Raw genomic sequence first — 21617 nt, forward strand, 5'->3', positions numbered from 1 at the left:
ATAAGGATGTTATCGCAATAACTTTCTTTAGCTTACCGAATTTAGATTACAATTAATAACTCACGACATTTGCCAGATGTAGGGATGCACAGCTATGCATCCCTAAAAACTACGGTAACCAAAATTCAGGCAGAATAGATTTGCTGAAATCGCGTACTGTTTGGTTGAGCGATCGCGCCAATTGTATATGCCCTTCATCCGCTTCTACAGGTAAAATCTCAGATGGCTGACCTGCTCCCAAATAAGACACCGCCAAATTCGCCGCCTCTAAACCAGTGACGTAAGCCTTTTCTTGAGACCAGGAACCATGACGGTTAACAATCCAATCTCCACTCATAAACACATTCTCAAAGCTGGTCTTTGCTGGTAACATATGACGGTAGCTACCAGGTGCGAAGTGAGTCACCGCCTGAGGTAGCCGAATTACACTGCTATCAACTAGCTTTGCCTTGCAAAATTCTGGTACGCAAGTTGCTAAATAACGTTGAACTATTGGTAAAATCTCTTCATCACTCAAACTCAGAAATTGATTTGCGTGATAAAAATCAGCTTCAATCACTGTTCCTGGTTCATTGCGATATTCATCATGTAGGGCATTCAAATCAAAAAATGTCCAACCTGTAGTTGCATCGAATCCAAAGCAGGCATTAGAAGGACGAGGAATATCAATTTTGCGATCGAACCATAAGCGCGTTGCTAAAACATCAATTGCTCCTAAATTGCTCAAATTCCGAAATTCTTCACGACTTTGTAAACTCGGACTAGTTGAAACAATTTTCTTCATGCCTGTGATTCCAACTGCAAAAATCACAGCATCAGCATCAAAAACTTCATCACCGCAAACCACACTCTTAGCTCGATAATTACTATCAACAATTAAGTCTGTGACTCGCCGTTTTGGTAATATTCGCGCACCAGCTTTTTCAATACGTTCCACCCAAGGACGAAATATTTTTTCTCCTACAGTTCCCCGACACCAAACCACATCAAAATCCGGTTGATGAGCCAAAATAAAATAGTAAAGCATCCCTAAAGTTGCGGCGGCTGAACATTGTTCGCCTGGGGCAAACAAACCCACCAATAACATTGGTTCAAAAGCCTCGCGATAAAGTCGGAAAGAAACATTAAAATCTTTGAACAATTCACGGGCAGTCAGAAAATCATAGCGCCGCCAAGCTGCATCAGAATTATCAAAATCAACAACAGCATAAAGTAAAGGTAGAGCGCTGAGACGGTCAATTAGTGGCAACCGTTTAAACTGAGTGTAGAGAAAAGTTCCCAGAGGCGCGGGGAGTCGTGGTAAGTCTTGAAAAATTGGTGATTCAACTTCCAACCCCACAGGCGAATATTGGGAAGAACGAGTCCAAGTAGTAAAAGGATTAATTCCTAATTCATTAATGAGGGAAAAAATATTTCTGTAAGGATACCAAAAGCCATGAATGCCGGCTTCTACAGATTTTCCTGCGGCTGTTTGCCAACCTGCTACCAGTCCGCCGGGATAAGAACCTGCTTCTAGAAGTGTCACATCATAGCCTTGTTTTGCCAAATGGTAGGTTGCTCCTAAACCCGCCCAACCTGCACCAACAACTACCACCCGTTTTTGTTGTGACCCTTCTACCATCGTAGCCTCCGATTCTTCCAGTCCAAGAACTAATGATAGCGTAGCTCCTCCGTAGGACTACAGAATGAAAAATAGGGACTGGGGACTGAGGACTGAGGACTGGGAAGAGATATTTTGCTGTTGCTGAATTGAAGTATGCAATTTAAAAATGGACTGTTTAAGACTCTTACCTTTGCGTCTGTGCGTCTATGAGTCTCGTAGAGAAGAGAAGGCTTTACGCTGCGCTAATGAATTGCCGCAAGCTTAACTCCGAACTTTCCGCAAAATCTGAAATTTTATTAGGGGAAGTTGTTGAGTAAAAACTCCTTGCGGTTAATGCTGAGTTAAGAGTATAACAGAAAACAGATTTAATTATTTATGGGGAATAATCCTAATGACTCAATTAGCAAATGTAAAATTCAGTCTGGATGACTATGAATTACGAGATGGCATTTATTTTCCTGCTGACTATAAGCAGTTGAACAGTACTGAACACAAAAAAACCTGGGATAAAATCGGTAAAACATACTATGGTTCCCAAAAAATTGAAACAGTTGCAAATGAATCACCCATCAAACAAGATTACACTCTGCTAACTGGTACACCTGGAGGTACTTGGAATAAATTCCCATTGAATAAATCTGTTGATTCAGTTCTGGAGATTGGTTGCGGTTATGGTCGCGCACCTTTACATCTCTCTAAAGCTAAAAACTTGAGATGTGAAAAATATTATGGTATTGATATTTCTGAAACTTTATTGCGGCGCTTAATCAGGGTTAAACAAGAGTACAATTTTTTCCCAGAAGCTGAGTTTAATATAATTTGCAATTCTGCTGAAACATTGCCTTTAGCAGATAATTCTATAGATTTAGTAATTTCTAATTGCGTTTTTATGCATATTCCAGATGCACAATTAAGAAATTTATTGGCTGATATATCTCGCGTACTCAAACCTGGTGGGATTTTTGTTTTTAATCATTCGTTTCACAATAAGTCTTGCCCTTCTCATATCATCCATAATTTTGTGAGAAAGTTGAACCCATTTGTGAGAAATCCAGTTTATCTTAAGCAATATTCATCTCCTGAAATACAGGAAATGTTGGCAAATTCTGGGATGAAAACGAAATGTCCAGAGTATATTGTTGAACCAACAGAAGAATATGCAATTTTGCCAGAAACTATTAAAGGAATTCGGGTACCGTTTGCTAAAGCTATTAATCAAAGTCTCAGACCGCCAGCTAGTTTAAAAGAAACTTTGGCTTATGGTTTTAGCGCCTACAGCACGAAACTGGACTAATTCAGAAATTATTGTGTAAGTAGTTGCTGTGTTGCAATTCTATCTGATTTGGGAAAATTAGCGATCGCCAATATCCCCGATTTCTGGTCAGAAGTCGGGGATCTAACTTTTGATGAATGGTTTAGGACTGCCTAGCCACATCCCATAGGCTACAAAAGCAAACTCAACAATAATTAGGCAATAAAGTCTAAAGCGGTAGATACGTTTGTAGTATCTTGCACGACAGCAATTAGATCGCCATTTCTGTAGATAAGGGTATCTAAAGCTGCGCCACCACTGAAATTCGAGTTTTTTTGGAGAGTGTAGCTATTGAGACTACCGCCAACTCTAATCTTGTCGCCTTCCAACCGTTTGAAGTCTGTGATAATGGCATATCCACTACCCAAATAGTCAATGTTGGTAAAAGAACCGTTGTAACCAAGGCTGAATTTATCCGCCCCAGTACCGCCAGTATACCTGTCGATTTCGCCAGTAGTGCCACCGTAGCCACTAAGGAAATCATCGTTTGCCCCACCAACGAGGGTGTCATTTCCCCGTCCACCGTAGAGCAGATCGTTACCATTACCACCACTCAGGTTGTCATTACCCGCCGGAGTGCCGCTACCATTGGTGATTTCATCACCGAAGAGTACATCACCGCCATTCCCACCATAAAGCGAGTCATTACCAGCCCCACCGATAAGGTTGTCAATGCCATCATCACCGAAGATAGAATCGTTCCCGCCCTTACCTTCAATGTAATCGTTTCCTCCGAAACCATTCAGATAGTTTGAGTAATCATTTCCTGTAATTTTATTGTTGAGGCTGTTACCGCCACCATAGAAAGCAGTATTCGCGTACAGTAATGTCAAATTCTCTAGGTTTGCCCCTAGAGTGTAGCTGACATAGGATAGAACTGTGTCAGTGCCTTGGTTACTATCTTCAGTAATGGTGTCAGCTGTATCTCCTGTCGATGCAGAAATAAGATACCTATCATTACCTGTGCCTCCAAGTAAAATATCAGTGCCGGCTCCACCCCATATAAAGTCATCCCCTGCTTCACCGAAAATCACATCATTGCCAGCGTCTCCGTAGAGAATATCTTTGCCTCCGCGGCCCAGGATAGTGTCCTTACCGTTGCCACCGTTAACTAAATCATCTCCTTCTCCAGCATCGATAATGTCATCTCCACCTCTGCCATTAATAACATCGTTACCTCCATAGCCAAAAATGGAGATGTCAGCAGATTCAGTACCGTTGAGGTTGTCATTACCAGAAGTGCCGTTGATAGCCATAAATTAATGTCCTCTTAGAATTTTTCTCAGGACTGATGATGTAATGTCATATTTTTTTAGTTGTCTAGACAGGAGGCAAAAGCTCCACTCTAGACGCCATAAAAGAAGATATATTTTAGTCCTGACATATTCTCCAATATGAATATTCTCTGTTTCGGATTTATTCGATTTCCTTAATCGTTTGTCATGTAATTTACCAACTTATACCAACTTTTTGCAACTAAAGTTGGTAAATTAGGGATTAGTTGAGCTAATTTTTCCCTACGCAACTATGCCATTGGATTTATCGCCGCTTTGGATATCACTCAAAACTTCATTACTTGCTACATTTATTACTTTCTTTTTGGGCATTGCTGCTGCCTACTGGATGCTGGGATATCGTGGCAAAGCGAAATCTTTGATTGAGGGTATCTTTATTGCTCCTCTAATTTTACCGCCGACAGTTGTTGGTTTTTTGTTGCTGCTATTTTTTGGCAAAAATGGCCCTGTAGGGAAATTAATGCAGACTTTTGACTTCAGCATCGTCTTTACTTGGTATGGTGCAGCGATCGCCGCTACAGTTGTTTCTTTCCCATTAATGTATAAAACTGCGCTGGGAGCCTTTGAACAAATAGATAGCAATCTGCTGCGAGTAGCTAGAACCCTTGGTGCAACGGAAAGGACAATCTTTTGGCGTATTAGTTTACCCCTAGCACTACCTGGTATTTTGGCTGCCACAACTCTGGCTTTTGCCCGTGCTTTGGGAGAATTCGGCGCGACATTAATGCTGGCTGGTAACATTCCCGGACAAACGCAGACAATCCCAATGGCAATTTATTTTGCTGTGGAAGCCGGAGCAATGGACGAAGCTTGGTTTTGGGCGATCGCTATTATGGTGATTTCTCTATCTGGAATTATTGGGGTTAACTTCTGGCAGGAATTTAGGGAGAACAAGAGGGCAGGGGGCAGGGAGCAGGGGGCAGGGGGAGAAATTTTTTATAGGCTGGACTCTAGTTTTGAGTCGCGTGGATTGTTTGTAGAGATTGAAAAAATACTTCCTAGCTTTCATTTAAAAGTGGCTTTCACCAGTAATGAGCAGCCTTTGGGGTTATTGGGAGGTTCGGGGGCAGGTAAGAGCATGATTTTACGTAGCATTGCGGGGATAGAAACGCCCACAAGAGGGCGGATAGTTTTAAATGGCAGAGTATTGTTTGACTCCGAAAAAGGAATTAATGTACCTAGTCGCGATCGCCGCATTGGTTTTTTGGTGCAGAATTATGCTCTGTTTCCGCACATGAGTGTGGCGCAAAACATCGCTTTTGGTTTGCCCAAAGGATTGTCGGCAGGGAGTATTAGAGTACAGGTAGAAGAACTATTATTAAATATGCAGTTGCAGGGATTAGGCGATCGTTATCCACATCAACTTTCAGGAGGTCAACAACAACGGGTAGCATTAGCAAGAGCATTGGCAAGCCAACCGGAAGCATTGCTTTTGGATGAACCTTTTTCAGCCCTTGATACCCATCTGCGTAGTCAATTGGAGCAGCAAATGACAGAAACTCTTGCTGACTACCAAGGCGTAACTTTATTTGTCACCCATAATATGGAAGAAGCTTATCGGCTTTGCCCCAATCTCTTGGTATTGGAGCATGGTCGAGCCGTGCATCATGGTAGCAAATATGATATTTTCGAGCGTCCCACTACTGTGGGTGTTGCTCAAATCACTGGGTGCAAGAACTTTTCCCGGATTATTCTTCAGTCACTGCAACAAGTGGAAGCAACTGATTGGGGTTGTACTCTCCAAGTCGTGGAAGCAATGAACACCGAATTGTCTCACATCGGCATTCGTGCCCATCAAATTCTTTTTACCAACGACTCATCCTGTGAAAATACTTTCCCCTGTTGGCTAGCACGGACGAGTGAAACACCCCATCGAATGACATTATTTCTGAAATTACATTCTGCTGCTAATAATTCTCAAGATTACCATTTACAAGCTGAAGTCTTTAAAGAAAAATGGGTGACGATGAAAGACCAACCTTTTCCTTGGTATGTGTGTTTAGATCCTTTGCGTTTGATTTTGATGGAGTGAACGCATAGATATAGAGTAGGAAACAGGCAATAGATACCATCGCTGATTTTAATACATCCCGCCAAGGAGTTTTTACTTCAAGCGCCCAGACCCAAAGAGTCTGAGCGCTTGAATATTAGGTTGCAGAGAAACTTCTGCGAAGCGGGAAAATCGGGAAAATTATGCGGGCATCATGTGCATAGATCTGCAAGATTCTGCACATTTGCGACAAGCAGCAGCACATTCCATCATTTTGGCGTCATCGCTCATCATTTCACAGGCCATGGCACAGCGATCGCACATTTCTGCACACAGCATACAAGTGCGTCCCATGAATTCAGAACCGCCCATCATCATGTTCATACACATCATGCACATTTCAGCACAATCACGCATCATGGTCATCATGCTCATCATGCTTTTATCCATTTGCTTACCACCTTTGCTCATGCAGTAAGTCATGGTTTCCATGCACATTTTGTGACAGTCCATACAAGCATCCATACAAGCTTGCATTTCTGTAGTCATGGTTTCAGCCATCATCATCATCATAGAAAATACCTCTTGATTGATTTATTGATGCATTAACACTGTCCTTGTCAGGACTACTTATAACAGTAATCCTATATTTTTAAGGAGTCAATGGGTTTTTTTTCCAGAATTTATAAGCCTAGTATCCCGATATAATTACCGGAAATTTAGATGAATTCTCCAGTTATTTAGTGTTGTTTTTCCAAGGATTCATATATGTTAAGGCTTAGATACTCCCATGTGTAAGTAGGGTTTTATCGAGCAAATCAGCTTGACGTTGGGGATCAAAAGTTAGAGTTAAATTTGCAGAGAAAATAATGTCATTTTTTTTAACAAATGCCTCAAAAAAATATTTGTTAAATTTTATTAATCTAGAGTTTATTAACTTCTATTAACTTGAAGCTAGACATGCTTTAAAGTCACACAACCACACCATGAAAATCTCTTGACTGCTGCATAGACGCTGTAGGGGTAAAGCGCATTGCACTTTACCCCTACGCTCACTCTCTCGTTAATTTCAAGAAAGGGCATTTTCTAAATCAGCTTGTAAATCTTGTTGATGCTCAATTCCTACTGAAAGACGGACTAAATTATCCTTTATTCCTCGCTTTAGTCGTTCTGCTTCTGGTAGAGAACCGTGGGTCATTTTAGTGGGATAACAAAGCAGTGATTCAACTCCTCCCAAACTTTCAGCTAGCAAAAATAACTTGAGTCGGGAAGCAAATCTTTCAACCTCAGCAAAACCACCTCTTAATTCCAAACTAATCATCCCCCCAAAGCCAGACATTTGCTCTTTTGCTAGTTGATGTTGTTCATGGCTAGGTAATCCTGGATAATAAATTCGCTCAACTTTAGAATGCTTTTCTAAAAAATTAGCCAAAAACAAAGCGTTCTTTTCATGTTCTCGCATTCTCACAGCTAGAGTTTTAATTCCCCGCAGTACTAACCAGCTATCAAAAGGACTGGGAATTGCCCCGATCGCATTTTGATAAAACTTTAGTTCAGTGTATAGTTGCTCATTAGATGTGATAACTGCGCCACCAATAATATCACTGTGTCCCCCTAAATATTTGGTAGTGCTGTGAACCACAATATCAGCACCCAAATCTAACGGCCTTTGAAAATAAGGACTAGCAAAGGTATTATCAACTACTAAAATCAGATTGTGTTTACGGGCAATATTCGCTAAGGCTGCAATATCAATAATTTTTAACAAAGGATTGGTAGGAGTTTCAATCCAAATTAACTTAGTATTTGGTATAATTGCAGATTCAAAATCAGCGATATTATCAATATCTACATAGGTAGTTGTCACACCCCAATTTTTAACAACCTTTTCTAACAAGCGATAAGTACCCCCATATAAGTCATCACCAGCAACAATATGATCGCCACTTTTGAGCAGACTTAATACAGTGGTAGTTGCAGCCAATCCAGAGGCAAATGCTAAACCAAATTTACCATTTTCAATAGAAGCTAAAGCTTCTTCTAAAGCACTGCGGGTAGGGTTTCCGGTGCGAGAATATTCATATCCTTTGTGCTGACCTATGGCTTCTTGTTCATAGGTGGAAGTCAAATAAATGGGAACAATTACAGCACCTGTTTGAGGGTCTGATTGCTGACCTTCATGAATTGCTTTAGTTTCAAATTCCATTATTGTTCTTTCCTTGATTATTCTTGGGTTTGACTAATCCAATATCTGATTAAATCTGCTCTAGTAATTAATCCAACGGGAACATCACCGCGCTTGATAATAATCCCTGTGGTTCCTGATAAAAGCACTCTATAAGCTTCCGAAACATCAACTTCTTCATCAAGAATTGGCAGTGGTTTACCCATCACTGCTGAAACTTCCTGATTAGAAAAGTTAATCCCATCATGAAGGAATTTCATTAAGGAGGCTTCATTGACACTTCCTACTACATGATTATTATCAATTACTGGTAACTGAGAAATATTTAACTTTTGCAGATAGTTCGTAGCTTTGCTCAAGGTATCACGCGGACTAACCGCAACTAGCGAAGGAAAATCTATTTTTTGAGCAAGAATTTCTCGAACTTTAGTACTTGTGACTGTTGTACCTTCCCAAAATCCATTTTCCTGCATCCAGGCATCCGAGTAAATTTTATTAATGTAATTTCTTCCGGTATCTGGTAATAGCACTACAATATGCTTTGGCTCTGTTAATCTGGCTGCATACTTCAGGGCTGCGGCTACTGCTGTACCACATGAACCTCCTACTAATAAACCTTCTTCCCGTGCTAAACGACGAGCCATGTTAAATGACTCTTTATCGCTAACTCGAACCATTTCATCCACTATTTGACGATTAAAAGTTTTGGGAATAAAGTCTTCCCCGATTCCTTCAACTTTGTAAGATTTGGGTGTGTCACCTGAAAGAATTGAACCTTCGGGATCTGCACCAACAATTATGATATTTGGATTTTGCTCTTTTAAATATTTGGCAACTCCGGAAATTGTACCGCCTGTTCCCATACCGGCAACAAACACATCAACTTTACCATTACTATCTGACCAAATTTCTGGCCCCGTAGTTAAGTAATGTGCTAAAGGATTATTTGGGTTTTCAAATTGATTTGGTCTATAAGCTTTAGGTATTTCTTTAGCGAGTCTTTCGGCTACACCGTTATAACTTTCTGGAGAGTCAGGCGGTACAGATGTGGGAGTAACAACTACTTCTGCACCATAAGCTTTGAGCAAATTGATTTTATCCTGACTCATTTTATCAGGCATGACGAATATACAGCGATATTTTTTCACTGCTGCAATTAAAGCTAGTCCTACGCCAGTATTGCCTGCGGTGGCTTCAATAATAGTACCGCCAGGTTGGAGCTGACCTGCTTTTTCGGCGGCTTCAATCATGGTTAAGGCAATTCTATCTTTGGTACTACCGCCAGGATTAAGATATTCTACTTTGGCATAAATCGTTGAATGAATGTCTTCAGGAATTTTGTTTAATTTGACTAATGGAGTTCTACCAATTGCTTGCAAAATGTTGTCGTAATTATTCATATAGCAGTTGTAAAAAAGTTATAAAATCTTGCGTTTATTATCTTTGCGTACTTTGCGTTCTTCTCTACGAGACGCTGCGCGTTGGCGGAAGCCTCTCGTAGAGAAGGCGGTTCGTCAAAACAATTAATTTTTGCAACTGAGATATACTTCTTATAATTGCTATTTATTATTAACAATAAAGAAAGTGTTACAAGTCTTTAATAAATTTGGATGTTAAAACGAACCGCAAAGGACGCAAAGAGCGCAAAGATTCAGAAAAGGCTGTTAGGATGTTGGTTGTAGAGTGGGTTGTAGTTTGAGTAATCTGTCGCTGGCTGTTTGTAATGTCTCAGGTCTTTTACTGAAGCAGAATCGGATCAATGAATGTCCTTTTTCTGGTTGGCTGAAAAAGCTGGAACCTGGAACTACAGCAACACCAATATTTTTAATTAAGTGGTAAGTGAATTCAATATCGGTTTGATAGCCAAATTTGGAAATATCTGCAAGGACGTAATAAGCTCCTTTAGGAAGAAAGTAGGGAATGCCAACTCGATCTAGAATCTGTAAAATGTTGTCTCGCTTTTGGTGATAGAGTTTGGCTAATTCTTCATAATAGGATGGTGGTAGTTGCATGGCGGCAACTCCGGCTCGTTGCAATGGTGCAGGGGCACCTACTGTTAAGAAATCATGGACTTTACGAATGGCTGCCGTCAATTCGGGGTTTGCCAAAATATAGCCAACTCGCCATCCGGTGACGCTGTAGGTTTTAGATAAACCGTTAATGGTAACTGTGCGTTGTTCCATTCCCGGAAGGGTTGCTAAGGCGATATGTTGAGTACCATCATAGAGAATGTGTTCGTAGATTTCGTCAGTGAAGGCCAGTACATCCCACTTTTGACAAAGTTGGGCAATTAGGGTGAGTTCTTCACGGGTGAAGACTTTACCAGTGGGGTTATGGGGTGTGTTAATAATAATAGCTTTGGTATTGGCGTTGAAAGCTTGACGCAACTGTGTTTCATCAAATGTCCAATGAGGGGGATGCAGTGTCACGTAGCGGGGTGTAGCACCAGCTAAAATTGCATCGGGACCGTAGTTTTCATAATAAGGCTCAAATACAATCACTTCGTCACCGGGATCGACTGTGGCCAGCATTACAGCTGCCATCGCTTCTGTAGAACCGCATGTAACAGTGATTTGGGTTTCAGGCTCGATATCTAAGCCCAGATACCAGCGGACTTTGTTGGCGATCGCTTCACGAAATGGGCGATCGCCCCAAGTGATAGCATATTGGTTAACATCCGCCTCTATTGCTTCATAGGCTGCCTGCTTCAACTCAGTCGGACAAGGAAAATCAGGAAATCCCTGCGCTAAATTCACCGCACCATATTGCAGTGCCACCCTTGTCATTTCTCGAATCACCGACTCTGTAAACTGGTTTGCCTTCGCTGATATTTTTTGGCGCTGCATCTAACTCACCCTTTGCCTCTTATGCGACAATTTCTGTAAACTCCTATAAAACCATAATATCGATAGATTTATCGTAGTATACTCAAATTCCCAATCGAGAGGAAGGAGTGGGGACACTTCGACAAGCCCCAATCCCCTATATACTGAATTATTGAGATTAATAGTCAATTATTGAAGGTACTAATCCAGAATCATCATGAAATCTTTGCACCGTCCCGATCTCTATAGCTGGTCTAGTTTCAATCCGGCAAGAAATATTGATTTCAATGGGATTGCCTGGATTCGCCCAGATGGCAACATCTTGATTGACCCAGTAGCCCTATCAAACCATGATTGGAATCATTTGCAATCCCTCGGTGGTGTGGGTTGGATTGTGTTGACGAATTCTGAACATGTCAGGGCAAGTAAAGAAATTGCCGATCAAACTTATGCTAAGGTAGCCGGTCCTGTGGCGGAAAAAGACACTTTTCCTATACATTGCGATCGCTGGCTGTCTGATGGTGAAGAATTTGTACCTGGACTAAAGGTAATTGAACTCCAAGGTTCTAAAACGCCAGGTGAACTGGCTCTATTACTGGAGGAAACGACGTTGATTACAGGAGATTTAGTACGGGCACGTAAAGCTGGTAGTTTGACGATATTACCTAATGACAAGCTGCTGAATAGAGAGCAGGCTATTGCTTCTGTGCAGAGGTTAGCAGAACTCAGTCGAGTGGAAGCTGTGTTAGTGGGGGATGGTTGGCCTGTGTTCCGCGATGGACGCGATCGCTTAAAGGAACTTGTGGCGACGTTATAAATGGGTGCTAATAATTACACCTGGAAAAGTAATTTTGTAGATTTATCTATCAACTTACAAACTGTTGATATGGAAATCCCATTTAATTTGTAAGAATTTAAAGTCATAGATTCCCGGTTTTTTCAACACAAAAGCCGGGAATTTTATAGGAATAGTTGTTTTCTGTACTTCCCCTGTCAGTTTACCTTAGTGTCATTATCATCAATATATTGACAGTTAATAACTTGACTGACTTGCTAAGTAAATCAAGAGGGGAAGGATGAACAGTCGCCGCGTTGTCATTGTTGGCGCTGGATTCAGTGGGTTGCAAACTGCCCAATCTTTAGCTGATTCTGGTGTAGATGTATTATTAATCGATCGCCATAACTATCACACTTTTGTACCGTTGTTGTATCAGGTTGCTACAGGTCAATTAGAACCAGAGTACATTGCTTACCCAATCCGCACGACTTTACGGCGATTCTCTTTGTTACGGAATGAGCCGAAAGTTCAGTTTTTGATGGCTGAGGTTGAGCAAATTGATTTTTCAGGGCAAACTGTTGAGACAGATAGTTGTGTAATTACCTATGACTTTCTGGTGCTAGCAACTGGAAGCCGAACCCAGTTTTTGGGAGTTCCTGGAGCTTCAGAATATGCTTTCTCTATGAGAACTTTAGAACAAGCAATAGCTATCCGCAATCACATTTTCTCTTGTTTTGAGCAAGCTATCCAAGAATCTGATTCCTCACGACGCCAACAACTGCTGACGTTTACGATTGTCGGCGGTGGCGCAACCGGTGTTGAGGTGGCGGGTGCTTTAGTAGAAATGGTTCGAGGTCACTTGCGTCGGGACTATTCCACACTTTTACAGGAAGTGAGGTTGATTCTGGTACAATCTGGCGATCGCTTGTTGGCTGAACTGCCAAAAAAGTTGGGAGCCTACACCCATAAACGATTACATCAGCTAGGAGTTGAGGTTTATCTGCTTTCCAAAGTTACTAGAGTCACTTTGGAATCTGTACATCTGCAAAACGATGAGGTAATTCCAACTGCAACCGTCATTTGGACTGCGGGGTTAGAGGCGAATTATCCCACAACATCACAGGAGGTATCTTCGGGAAATAAGGGAAAGTTACTTGTTCATCCCACCCTACAATTACTACAGCAACCGAATGTTTATGCCATTGGGGATCTTGCCTATGTGGAAGAAAACGGTAAAGCATTAAGTGGGGTTGCACCAGAAGCACTCCAGCAGGGTGTTGCTGTAGCCCGAAACATTCAGCGGCAATTTCGAGGAAAATCACCACAGCCTTTTAGCTATTTCAACAAAGGAAGATTAGCAATTATAGGCTGCTATTCAGGTGTGGGAAAAATTGGCGCATTCGCCTTTACAGGCTGCTTGGCTTGGCTGATGTGGCTAGGAGTTCATTTAGTATATCTTCCTGGCTACCGCAGCCGTTTTTTTGTGTTATTGACTTGGTTTCACACATATTTATCACGCGATCGCTCAGTTCGCTTAATTCTGTCTGGGAAAAAACGTTAGCTCACTTTACTACAGAACAGGCAAGAGCGATCGCGATATGCTAACGCTGATGATTTAGGTTGGCTGCGATCGCATCTCAATTATGCAGGAACAAACTTCAGCGACACACCATTCATACAGTAGCGCTGGCCTGTGGGCGCTGGGCCGTCGTCAAACACATGACCCAGATGACCACCACAGCGACTACAATGCACTTCAGTTCTGGTCATAAACAACGACCTATCTACTGTAGTGGCGATCGCACCTTCAATAGGTTTAAAAAAGCTAGGCCAGCCAGTACCACTGTTAAATTTGGTCTCAGATGTAAACAGTGGTTGTTCACACGCAGCACAATAATAAGTGCCTTCATCGTATTGCTTATCGAGTGGGCTGGTGTGAGCGCGTTCAGTGCCATGTTTACGCAATACACGAAATTGTTCTGGCGTTAAAATTGTCTGCCACTCCGACTCAGGTTTGCTAATTTCAAATCCACTGTTAGAAGTTGTCATTTCTTCTGACCCCCAATTGATATACCTTGATAACAATGCTGTGCCGACTATTACTGCACTACCTTGTAAAAAATACCGTTTGTCCATATATCTATTATTTTCTATTTTCTGCTTAACTAGTCAATCAACTCCAGTACGGTATTCCCTGCTTTAATTACTAGAATCAGCGATCGCTGTGAATTAGCCCTGATAGTCTGATTAAAATTAGCTAAGAAACAACAAATTATTTTTCAATAAAATACTGGACGGAAATCCGATCTAGTTGACTTTCTTTGCACAGTAAACATGAATTTGTTTCATAGTCAAGTCTTTAATGTTACATCGCGGTTTGATATGAAACATAATTATCAACTATTAATCATCATTTTCATCATCAGAATTTCTTAAATCCTGATTACTGTCATGTTTATCCTGACCTGTCAGAAACATAAATGAGCGATTGAGCCGCTTCACACCACTCAGAGTAACCAGAGTCAGTAACCCTCCTAATAATCCCATTTGCCACAGACCGCAGCCGATGGCAGCCCCCAATCCGGCCGCTGTCCAGACACAAGCTGCTGTGGTTAACCCGCGTACTTTTGGCGTCGCAGATTTTCTGGGAGACTCTTGTAAAATTAACCCAGCTCCCAGAAATCCTACTCCCGTAGCTACACCTTGTATTGTCCGACTCAGTGCATTGGTAGCAGCATAAGGACTATCGCCCTCAGCTTGCAAAGGAATCATCACGAATAGTGCTGCTCCCATACTCACCAGCATAAAAGTCCTCATCCCTGCTGGTCTACCTCCTTGCTGACGGTTAAATCCAATCATGCAACCAACCAGCAGCGCCAAAGACAGTCTCAACGCTATATGTGGCCAATCATCGGCAGTAATAAACATCGGCCCCATTGTCTTATTTCTCCCAGAGACAGAACAGAATTCGACGCCTATTGCTAGTTGACTCGATGGCTACCTACGTTTAGAGATAAAAACTTAACTACAGTAAATCAATAGATCTGGCGTACATTAAGAATAATTTAACAAAAGGTTAGCAATAAGTAAACTAATATACACAAACCTGTGATTCATCGATTCCACCTAGAGGTAGAGGCAAGTGGGGAGATAGGGAGCAGCGGGCAGAGGGGAAAAAAGTCATTTTTCATTCTCCCCCTTGCCCCCCGCCCCCTGCCTTTTCCCCATGCCCATGCCATGTTTATTAAAAACTTCTTGCTTAGCGAAGTCGAATATGTAATACTCTAAAACTGTAAGTAAAGTACGGTATTTACATCAAATTACCGTAGTTTAAAAGGATAGAATTCATGCAGCTACTATGGTTCATCCCAACCCACGGAGACGGACGGTATCTTGCAACTGCTACAGGCGGAAGGGCAGTTAGCTTTGCTTATCTGCGGCAGATTGCTCAAGCGGTGGATGACCTTGGCTACACAGGGGCTTTGTTGCCGACGGGTCGTTCTTGCGAAGATGCTTGGATTGTAGCGTCAACGTTGGTATCACTGACGCGGCAGATGCGTTTTTTGGTGGCAATTCGCCCCGGCTTGGTGTCACCTGGGGTAGCAGCACGGATGGCGGCGACGTTCGATCGCCTTTCTGGTGGACGCTTGCTGATTAACGTAGTCACAGGGGGCGATCCCGTAGAGTTAGCGGGAGATGGCTTGCATTTGGGTCACGATCAGCGTTATGAATTAACAGATGAATTTTTGACAGTGTGGCGAGCGATCGCTAGCGGTGAACAAGTCAATCTTCAGGGCGATTATCTCAACATTCAAGATGGGAAACTGCTGTTTCCACCAGTGCAAAAGCCCTATCCACCCTTGTGGTTTGGTGGTTCTTCTCCCATTGCCCAGAAAATTGCTGCCAAACATGTGGATGTTTATTTAACTTGGGGCGAACCACCGGCGCAAGTAGCAAAGAAGATTGCATCAGTCAAAAGACTTGCACAAGCAGAAGGCCGGACATTGCGGTTTGGTATTCGCCTACATGTAATTGTGCGGGAAACTGAGAGTGAAGCTTGGGATGCGGCGAATCAATTGATTAAATATGTAGATGACGAAGCGATCGCAAAAGCCCAAAAAGCTTATGCAAGGATGGACTCAGAAGGGCAACGGCGGATGACTCAACTACACCACGGTAGTCGAGAGGCATTAGAAATTAGTCCCAACCTGTGGGCAGGAGTTGGTTTGGTACGGGGTGGTGCAGGAACGGCCTTAGTCGGCGATCCGCAAACTGTAGCCGCCAGGATATTGGAATACGCGGATTTGGGTATTGAGTCCTTTATTCTTTCTGGCTATCCCCACCTAGAAGAAGCTTATCGAGTTGCAGAACTTTTATTTCCTCATTTGCCCTTAGCGAATCTACCCGCAGTAGAGAAGCAACATGTCTTGAGTCCATTTGGCGAGATTGTGGCAAATGAAGATTTTCCTCAGCAGCATAAACAGAAAGCTACATCCATATCCTAGTAAAGTTTAGGGTATTGGGGACTGGGGACTGGCGATTGGGAAAGAGTTTTCCTGGCCAAATGTCCCATGCCCATTAATACGTTCATTAGGAGTTTAATGAAATGGCAAACGTTTTGGCGATCGCAGGTAGTCCAACCCATCCTTCTAGAACTTACGGTGTTGTTGAATACACTGCTAAGCTTTTACAACAAGAAGGTTTGCATGTAGATATTATTTCAGCTAGGGATTTACCTGCTGAAGATTTAGTTTTTGGAAAATATGACAGCCCTGCCTTAGAAGAACCAAAAGCTTTATTAGCAAACGCAAATGGTGTGATTATTGCCACCCCAATCTACAAAGCTGCTTACACAGGAGTACTAAAAACTTTTCTCGATTTATTACCGCAAAAATCATTAACAGGTAAACCTGTATTACCAATTGCCCTTGGTGGGACGATCGCTCATTTATTAGCAATAGAATATGCTCTCAAACCTGTGTTATCTGAATTAGGAGCGCGGCATATTTTAGCTACTGTTTATGCAGTGGATAAACAAGTTCAACGACAACCTGATAATAGCGTCGTGTTAGATGAAGAAATTGACCAAAGGCTCAAAGACGTTCTCAAAGAATTTGTGAAAGCAGTAGAATACGATGCCGCAGCACCTCAAGAATTGGTTCATGCCAATTAAATAAACAAGTTTATACCTCCGTTTTTCGTAGCAGTGGGGTAATTCATACCCATCTGCTACCTTTCTCAAAAACTTAAAAATAACAACATGAATCAATTCAAAATTCAAAATTAAATAAAGGCACTCACAAGTAGTCGGACTGAAGAGTTGGTAATTGCATAGAGACGCAATTCATCGCGTCTTTGGAAAAATAAAAAGGTAGGTATTATATGACAGCAGTAATTTCTTCTGATACCATTTCTTTGTGAGGCTGCGCCAAATTTTTTGAACTTCTTATTTGTTTCTTTCTTTGCGCCGTACCCTGCGGGAAGCCGCTCCGCGTCTATGCGTTCTTTGCGGTTCGTTTCTCATATATGGCGCATTTTCATAGAGAATTGGTATGAGCAGAAAGCGCATGTGATTACTAGCGATGCTGAAGCGATCGCGATCGCTAACGAACTAGCAGCTGAATTTGTCAAACTACTCCTATGGGTGCGATAGAGTTGTGTGTACACTGTAGCCCTGAAGCAGGGAGAGGTTTTGATAGGGGTTCTTTGGAATCTATGAACTCACGTCATATTAATGGCAATGCGCTTTTTTGGTCAGGTTAGCCAGTAAATTAGATGTAGGGCGTAAAAAAATAAACTCAATGAAAGCGATGTCTAACGACAAGCCGCAAGACGTGTGCGCTTCTGCTCTTACATCTATCGTCGGCGAAGAAAATGCTGTTTGCCTTTGGCAAAATGTCGAACTAAATCAGCAAAAACGTATTCAAGAGGCTATAGCTTCTGGAAACCTTCCCAGTTGTATTGTCTATCCCCGCACCCAAGAACAGTTAGCCGCAGTCCTGGCCACAGCTTATAAAAACAACTGGCGCGTCCTGCCCTGTGGTAGTGGCAGTAAACTTTCTTGGGGTGGTTTAGCTAAGGGCATTGATATTGTACTCAGCACAGAACGCATCAACCAACTGATTGAACACGCCGTAGGTGATTTGACTGTGACTGTAGAAGCTGGGATGAAATTCTCGGATCTGCAAGCACTTTTGGCAAACTCGCGGCAATTTCTCGCCCTTGACCCCGCAGTGCCAGAATTGGCAACAATTGGCGGTATTGTCGCCACCGGTGATACAGGTTCTCTCCGACAACGCTATGGTAGCGTGCGCGACCAATTGCTAGGTATTACTTTTGTGCGTGCTGATGGACAAATTGCTAAAGCTGGGGGAAGAGTAGTCAAAAATGTTGCCGGATATGATTTGATGAAGTTGTTTACTGGATCTTACGGCACATTAGGAGTTATTAGTCAAGTAACTTTTCGACTGTATCCGCTACAAGAAGCATCAACAACGGTGGTGCTAACTGGTGAAGCTGAGGCTGTATCGCAAGCGGCTAATACTTTGCGGGGTTCGGCTTTAACACCAATCCAGGCTGATTTGCTATCAACTAAATTGGTATCCGGCTTAGGTTTGGGTAAAGGACTGGGATTAATTGCTCGTTTTCAAAGTATTAGTGAGAGTGTTAAAGAACAGTCAAACCGAGTTTTGGAACTAGGGCAAAAATTGGGTTTACATGGGGCAATTTATATAGATGGCCATGAAGCTAATCTATGGAAAAGATTGCAAGAACGAATACATTCTCCTATTGAACAATCTGTAATTACCTGCAAAATAGGAGTATTACCTACTGCTGCGGTGGAAATTTTATCTGAGGTTGAGTTTGGTTTAATTCATATCAGTAGTGGTTTGGGTTTGTTACAATTAGAGGATAAAAATCAGGTTTTGCAAATGCGCGATCGCACTCAAGCTCATAGTGGTTTTTTAACAATTCTGGCAGCACCAGTGGCGGTTAAAGAACAAGTAAATGTTTGGGGCTATACAGGGAATAGTTTAGAGTTGATGCGCCGGATTAAAGAACAGTTTGATAGTAAGAACATTTTAAGTCCTAGTCGGTTTGTGGGTGGGATTTAGGTTGAACGAACCGCCAAGGACGCAAAGGAAGAGGGGAAAAGGATTTATTATTATGCAAGTATCAGAAAATTCTGTTAATAAGACGGCTAGTTTAAAAAATTTGAAAGGGTTTGATGAGAGTCATCCACCTGAGCCGAAGTTGATTGATAGTTGTGTGCATTGTGGATTTTGTCTCTCGACTTGTCCGAGTTATCGGGTGTTGGGTAAGGAGATGGATTCTCCTAGAGGGCGTATCTATTTAATGGATGCAATTAATGAGGGTGAGATTGCTCTGAATACGGCAACAGTAGAACATTTTGATTCTTGTTTGGGATGTCTTGCTTGTGTGAGTACTTGTCCTTCTGGTGTGCAGTATGACAAGTTAATTTCTGCAACTCGCCACCAAGTTGAACGCAATTATCCCCGGAGTTTACCAGATAAATTAATTCGACAATTGATATTTTCTCTGTTTCCTTATCCCAATCTTTTACGAGTTTTATTAGTTCCGTTGTTGGTTTATCAAAAGTTGGGTTTTAGTAAGTTAGTTCGCGCTACGGGTTTACTGAATAAAATATCTCCCCGTTTAGCAGCAATGGAATCTATTCTGCCAGAAATTACTCTCAAATCTTTTCAAGATAATTTGCCTAGTGTGATTCCCGCTAAAGGTGAAAAACGTTACCGCGTTGGGGTGATTTTGGGATGTGTGCAACGGTTGTTTTTCTCTCCAGTCAATGAAGCAACAGTGCGAGTTTTAACGGCGAATGGTTGCGAAGTTGTAATTCCCAAATCTCAAGGTTGTTGTGCGGCGCTTCCCGAACACCAAGGACAAACAGAACAGGCGAAGGCTTTAGCAAGGCAAATGATTGATAGTTTTGCCAAAACTGATGTAGATTTTGTAATTATCAATGCTGCTGGTTGCGGTCATACTTTAAAAGAATACGGTCATATATTAGAAGATGACCCACAATATCGGGAAAAAGCGAAGGATTTTGCAGCTAAGGTAAGAGATGCTCAAGAATTTTTGGCAACTGTTGGGCTAACAGCGAAACTATCACCATTGACTGATAAAACTTTGAATTTAGTTTATCAAGATGCTTGTCATTTATTGCACGGACAAAAAATTAGTGTCCAACCGCGTCAGTTATTGCGGCAAATTCCAGGGGTGAAGTTGAGAGAACCAATAGATGCAGCTTTGTGTTGTGGCAGTGCTGGGGTTTATAATATGTTGCAACCAGAAGTTTCTGAAGAATTGGGTCAGCAAAAAGTACAGAATTTATTGAATACTGGTGCAGAGTTAATTGCTTCTGCTAATCCGGGGTGTACTTTGCAAATTACTAAGCATTTGCAGTTGCAGGGTAAGAAGATTTCAGTTATTCACCCGATGGAGTTGTTAGATTATTCAATTCGGGGTGTGAAGTTGGAAGTTTGAAAAATACAGCAGAATTCAGAATGGGCTACGCCCCGCTGCGCTAACAGAATTCAGAATTCAGGAATAAAACACGCTCTTTATAACTAGGTAACAAACGAATAGTTATATACCTGACTTTCCTTCAAATGTGACTTTTCACGGTATCTGGAAAACCTCACTTCCAAACCTCTCTCCTAAAAGGAGAGAGGTTTGGAATTCTCCCCATTCCCTTGTAGGGAAGGGGGCTGGGGGGTTAGGTTTTCCACATGATCTGAATTGTCAGCCTTGAAATCTGCTGTAAATATAGATTTACCGTAGGGTAGCACAGCTATGTAAATACGGTTCGCTTAAGGTTTTTTGGTGAAAATTCTATATCGCAAAGACGCGATAAATCGCCGTCTCTACAATAATCGAACTTTCGTAGAGACGGCTATTTATCGCGTATCTTGTCAATTTTATTTATGAATTAGATGATTTATCCTGCTTTGCTTTTTTGATTAATTCTATGTAGATATTAACCTCATTTACTTCTAAATCATGTTCAACTCTAGTTACTTTCCATTTCTCCTTTTTTAGGTAAACTTCCTCTCCTATTCTGGGAACAAATTGTAAATCATAGAACTTTTTAACAAAATCTTTTTGATTTTCTTCCCATATGATTACTTTGGCTACTTCTTTGCTCATTGGTTATCCTTTTTTGTTACTAAATAAAACTCAGTACTTTGATGACATCCATTAGGCAAGTTTATCTTACTAATTCGACTCAATAACGTAGTTAAAACCACATTATTTATTAACACTCATTTACTCTGTATTTTATTAACTCTAAATTCACAGTAAAGATACCCAAGTTTTTATAAAAACAATCTTATTTGCTACCCTTCGAGTTCTATAGCAGTTCTAAATGAATCGTGAAAAATATAGATAAGGAAACGAACCGCCAAGGACGCATAGACGCGGAGCGGCTTCCCGCAGGGTAGGACGCAAAGGTAAGAAATAAGAAATAAGAAATCGAGCAGAACGCGGACATTCCCAGATTGAGTAATCAGGATGAGCGCAGTCTCATCAGGCGTAGGCCTGTTTTGAGGTATTCACTTGTGAATTCACAAGCCCTAACTAAGCTGACG

18 protein-coding genes are annotated in these 21617 nt (G+C 41.7%); 9 read left to right on the top strand and 9 right to left on the bottom strand.

Annotation, left to right across the window (positions count from 1 at the left end):
- Window positions 1-109: 109 nt before the first annotated feature.
- Window positions 110-1621 (bottom strand): FAD-dependent oxidoreductase, encoded by a 1512-nt coding sequence (locus ACM0OY_RS08870; protein ID WP_414568499.1) that lies wholly within the window; start codon window positions 1619-1621, stop codon window positions 110-112.
- Between the two features lie 373 nt (window positions 1622-1994).
- On the opposite strand from ACM0OY_RS08870, the gene ACM0OY_RS08875 reads away from it, so the two are divergent.
- A complete protein-coding gene (locus tag ACM0OY_RS08875; protein ID WP_414568500.1) occupies window positions 1995-2897 on the top strand; it encodes a methyltransferase domain-containing protein in 903 nt (300 codons plus the stop codon).
- A 173-nt stretch (window positions 2898-3070) separates the two neighbouring features.
- Here ACM0OY_RS08875 and ACM0OY_RS08880 read toward each other — a convergent pair whose 3' ends face one another.
- Window positions 3071-4171 (bottom strand): calcium-binding protein, encoded by a 1101-nt coding sequence (locus ACM0OY_RS08880; protein ID WP_414568501.1) that lies wholly within the window; start codon window positions 4169-4171, stop codon window positions 3071-3073.
- A 271-nt stretch (window positions 4172-4442) separates the two neighbouring features.
- Between ACM0OY_RS08880 and modB the strand changes: the two genes are divergently transcribed.
- A complete protein-coding gene (gene modB / locus ACM0OY_RS08885; RefSeq protein WP_414568502.1) occupies window positions 4443-6242 on the top strand; it encodes a molybdate ABC transporter permease subunit in 1800 nt (599 codons plus the stop codon).
- A gap of 159 nt (window positions 6243-6401) precedes the next feature.
- Here the strand turns inward: modB and ACM0OY_RS08890 are convergent, their stop codons facing one another.
- The 4 genes from ACM0OY_RS08890 to ACM0OY_RS08905 all read right to left on the bottom strand — a co-directional run bounded on the left by ACM0OY_RS08890 (window position 6402) and on the right by ACM0OY_RS08905 (window position 11231).
- Complete coding sequence (locus ACM0OY_RS08890) at window positions 6402-6773, bottom strand: four-helix bundle copper-binding protein (protein ID WP_414568503.1); 372 nt, start codon at window positions 6771-6773, stop codon at window positions 6402-6404.
- A 496-nt stretch (window positions 6774-7269) separates the two neighbouring features.
- The gene (locus ACM0OY_RS08895) at window positions 7270-8406 is read right to left on the bottom strand and encodes a cystathionine gamma-synthase (protein ID WP_414568504.1); all 1137 of its coding nucleotides are present in this window, start codon (window positions 8404-8406) and stop codon (window positions 7270-7272) included.
- A 17-nt stretch (window positions 8407-8423) separates the two neighbouring features.
- Complete coding sequence (locus ACM0OY_RS08900; protein WP_414568505.1) at window positions 8424-9785, bottom strand: cystathionine beta-synthase; 1362 nt, start codon at window positions 9783-9785, stop codon at window positions 8424-8426.
- A gap of 264 nt (window positions 9786-10049) precedes the next feature.
- Window positions 10050-11231: a pyridoxal phosphate-dependent aminotransferase gene (locus tag ACM0OY_RS08905; RefSeq protein ID WP_414568506.1), complete on the bottom strand. Its 1182-nt coding sequence runs from the start codon at window positions 11229-11231 to the stop codon at window positions 10050-10052.
- 196 nt (window positions 11232-11427) lie between these two features.
- Here ACM0OY_RS08905 and ACM0OY_RS08910 point away from each other — a divergent pair, with 196 nt between their 5' ends.
- Both ACM0OY_RS08910 and ACM0OY_RS08915 read left to right on the top strand, forming a co-directional pair.
- Window positions 11428-12027 (top strand): MBL fold metallo-hydrolase, encoded by a 600-nt coding sequence (locus ACM0OY_RS08910; RefSeq protein WP_414568507.1) that lies wholly within the window; start codon window positions 11428-11430, stop codon window positions 12025-12027.
- 259 nt (window positions 12028-12286) lie between these two features.
- Window positions 12287-13549, top strand: a complete 1263-nt coding sequence (locus ACM0OY_RS08915; protein ID WP_414568508.1) for an NAD(P)/FAD-dependent oxidoreductase — start codon at window positions 12287-12289, stop codon at window positions 13547-13549.
- An 80-nt stretch (window positions 13550-13629) separates the two neighbouring features.
- Here the strand turns inward: ACM0OY_RS08915 and msrB are convergent, their stop codons facing one another.
- Both msrB and ACM0OY_RS08925 read right to left on the bottom strand, forming a co-directional pair.
- Window positions 13630-14124, bottom strand: a complete 495-nt coding sequence (gene msrB, locus ACM0OY_RS08920) for a peptide-methionine (R)-S-oxide reductase MsrB (protein ID WP_414568509.1) — start codon at window positions 14122-14124, stop codon at window positions 13630-13632.
- Between the two features lie 267 nt (window positions 14125-14391).
- Window positions 14392-14925 (bottom strand): MgtC/SapB family protein, encoded by a 534-nt coding sequence (locus tag ACM0OY_RS08925; RefSeq protein ID WP_414568510.1) that lies wholly within the window; start codon window positions 14923-14925, stop codon window positions 14392-14394.
- Window positions 14926-15335: 410 nt separating this feature from the next.
- On the opposite strand from ACM0OY_RS08925, the gene ssuD reads away from it, so the two are divergent.
- From ssuD to ACM0OY_RS08950, 5 genes are all read left to right on the top strand, one after another.
- Window positions 15336-16493 carry an FMNH2-dependent alkanesulfonate monooxygenase gene (ssuD, locus tag ACM0OY_RS08930; protein ID WP_414568511.1) on the top strand — a complete coding sequence of 386 codons (1158 nt, stop codon included), beginning with the start codon at window positions 15336-15338 and terminating at the stop codon, window positions 16491-16493.
- Between the two features lie 101 nt (window positions 16494-16594).
- Window positions 16595-17161: an NADPH-dependent FMN reductase gene (gene ssuE / locus ACM0OY_RS08935; RefSeq protein WP_414568512.1), complete on the top strand. Its 567-nt coding sequence runs from the start codon at window positions 16595-16597 to the stop codon at window positions 17159-17161.
- A gap of 324 nt (window positions 17162-17485) precedes the next feature.
- The gene (locus tag ACM0OY_RS08940; protein WP_414568513.1) at window positions 17486-17641 is read left to right on the top strand and encodes a hypothetical protein; all 156 of its coding nucleotides are present in this window, start codon (window positions 17486-17488) and stop codon (window positions 17639-17641) included.
- 148 nt (window positions 17642-17789) lie between these two features.
- Window positions 17790-19103, top strand: coding sequence for an FAD-binding oxidoreductase (locus ACM0OY_RS08945; protein WP_414568514.1), 1314 nt, complete (start codon window positions 17790-17792; stop codon window positions 19101-19103).
- Between the two features lie 52 nt (window positions 19104-19155).
- Complete coding sequence (locus ACM0OY_RS08950) at window positions 19156-20511, top strand: (Fe-S)-binding protein (RefSeq protein WP_414568515.1); 1356 nt, start codon at window positions 19156-19158, stop codon at window positions 20509-20511.
- Window positions 20512-20949: 438 nt separating this feature from the next.
- Here the strand turns inward: ACM0OY_RS08950 and ACM0OY_RS08955 are convergent, their stop codons facing one another.
- Entirely contained in the window at window positions 20950-21174 is a 225-nt protein-coding gene (locus tag ACM0OY_RS08955; RefSeq protein WP_414568516.1) for a hypothetical protein, read from the bottom strand.
- Between the last annotated feature and the right edge of the window lie 443 nt (window positions 21175-21617).

This window comes from Nostoc sp. CCY 9925, assembly GCF_963920935.1.
Lineage (GTDB): Bacteria > Cyanobacteriota > Cyanobacteriia > Cyanobacteriales > Nostocaceae > Nostoc.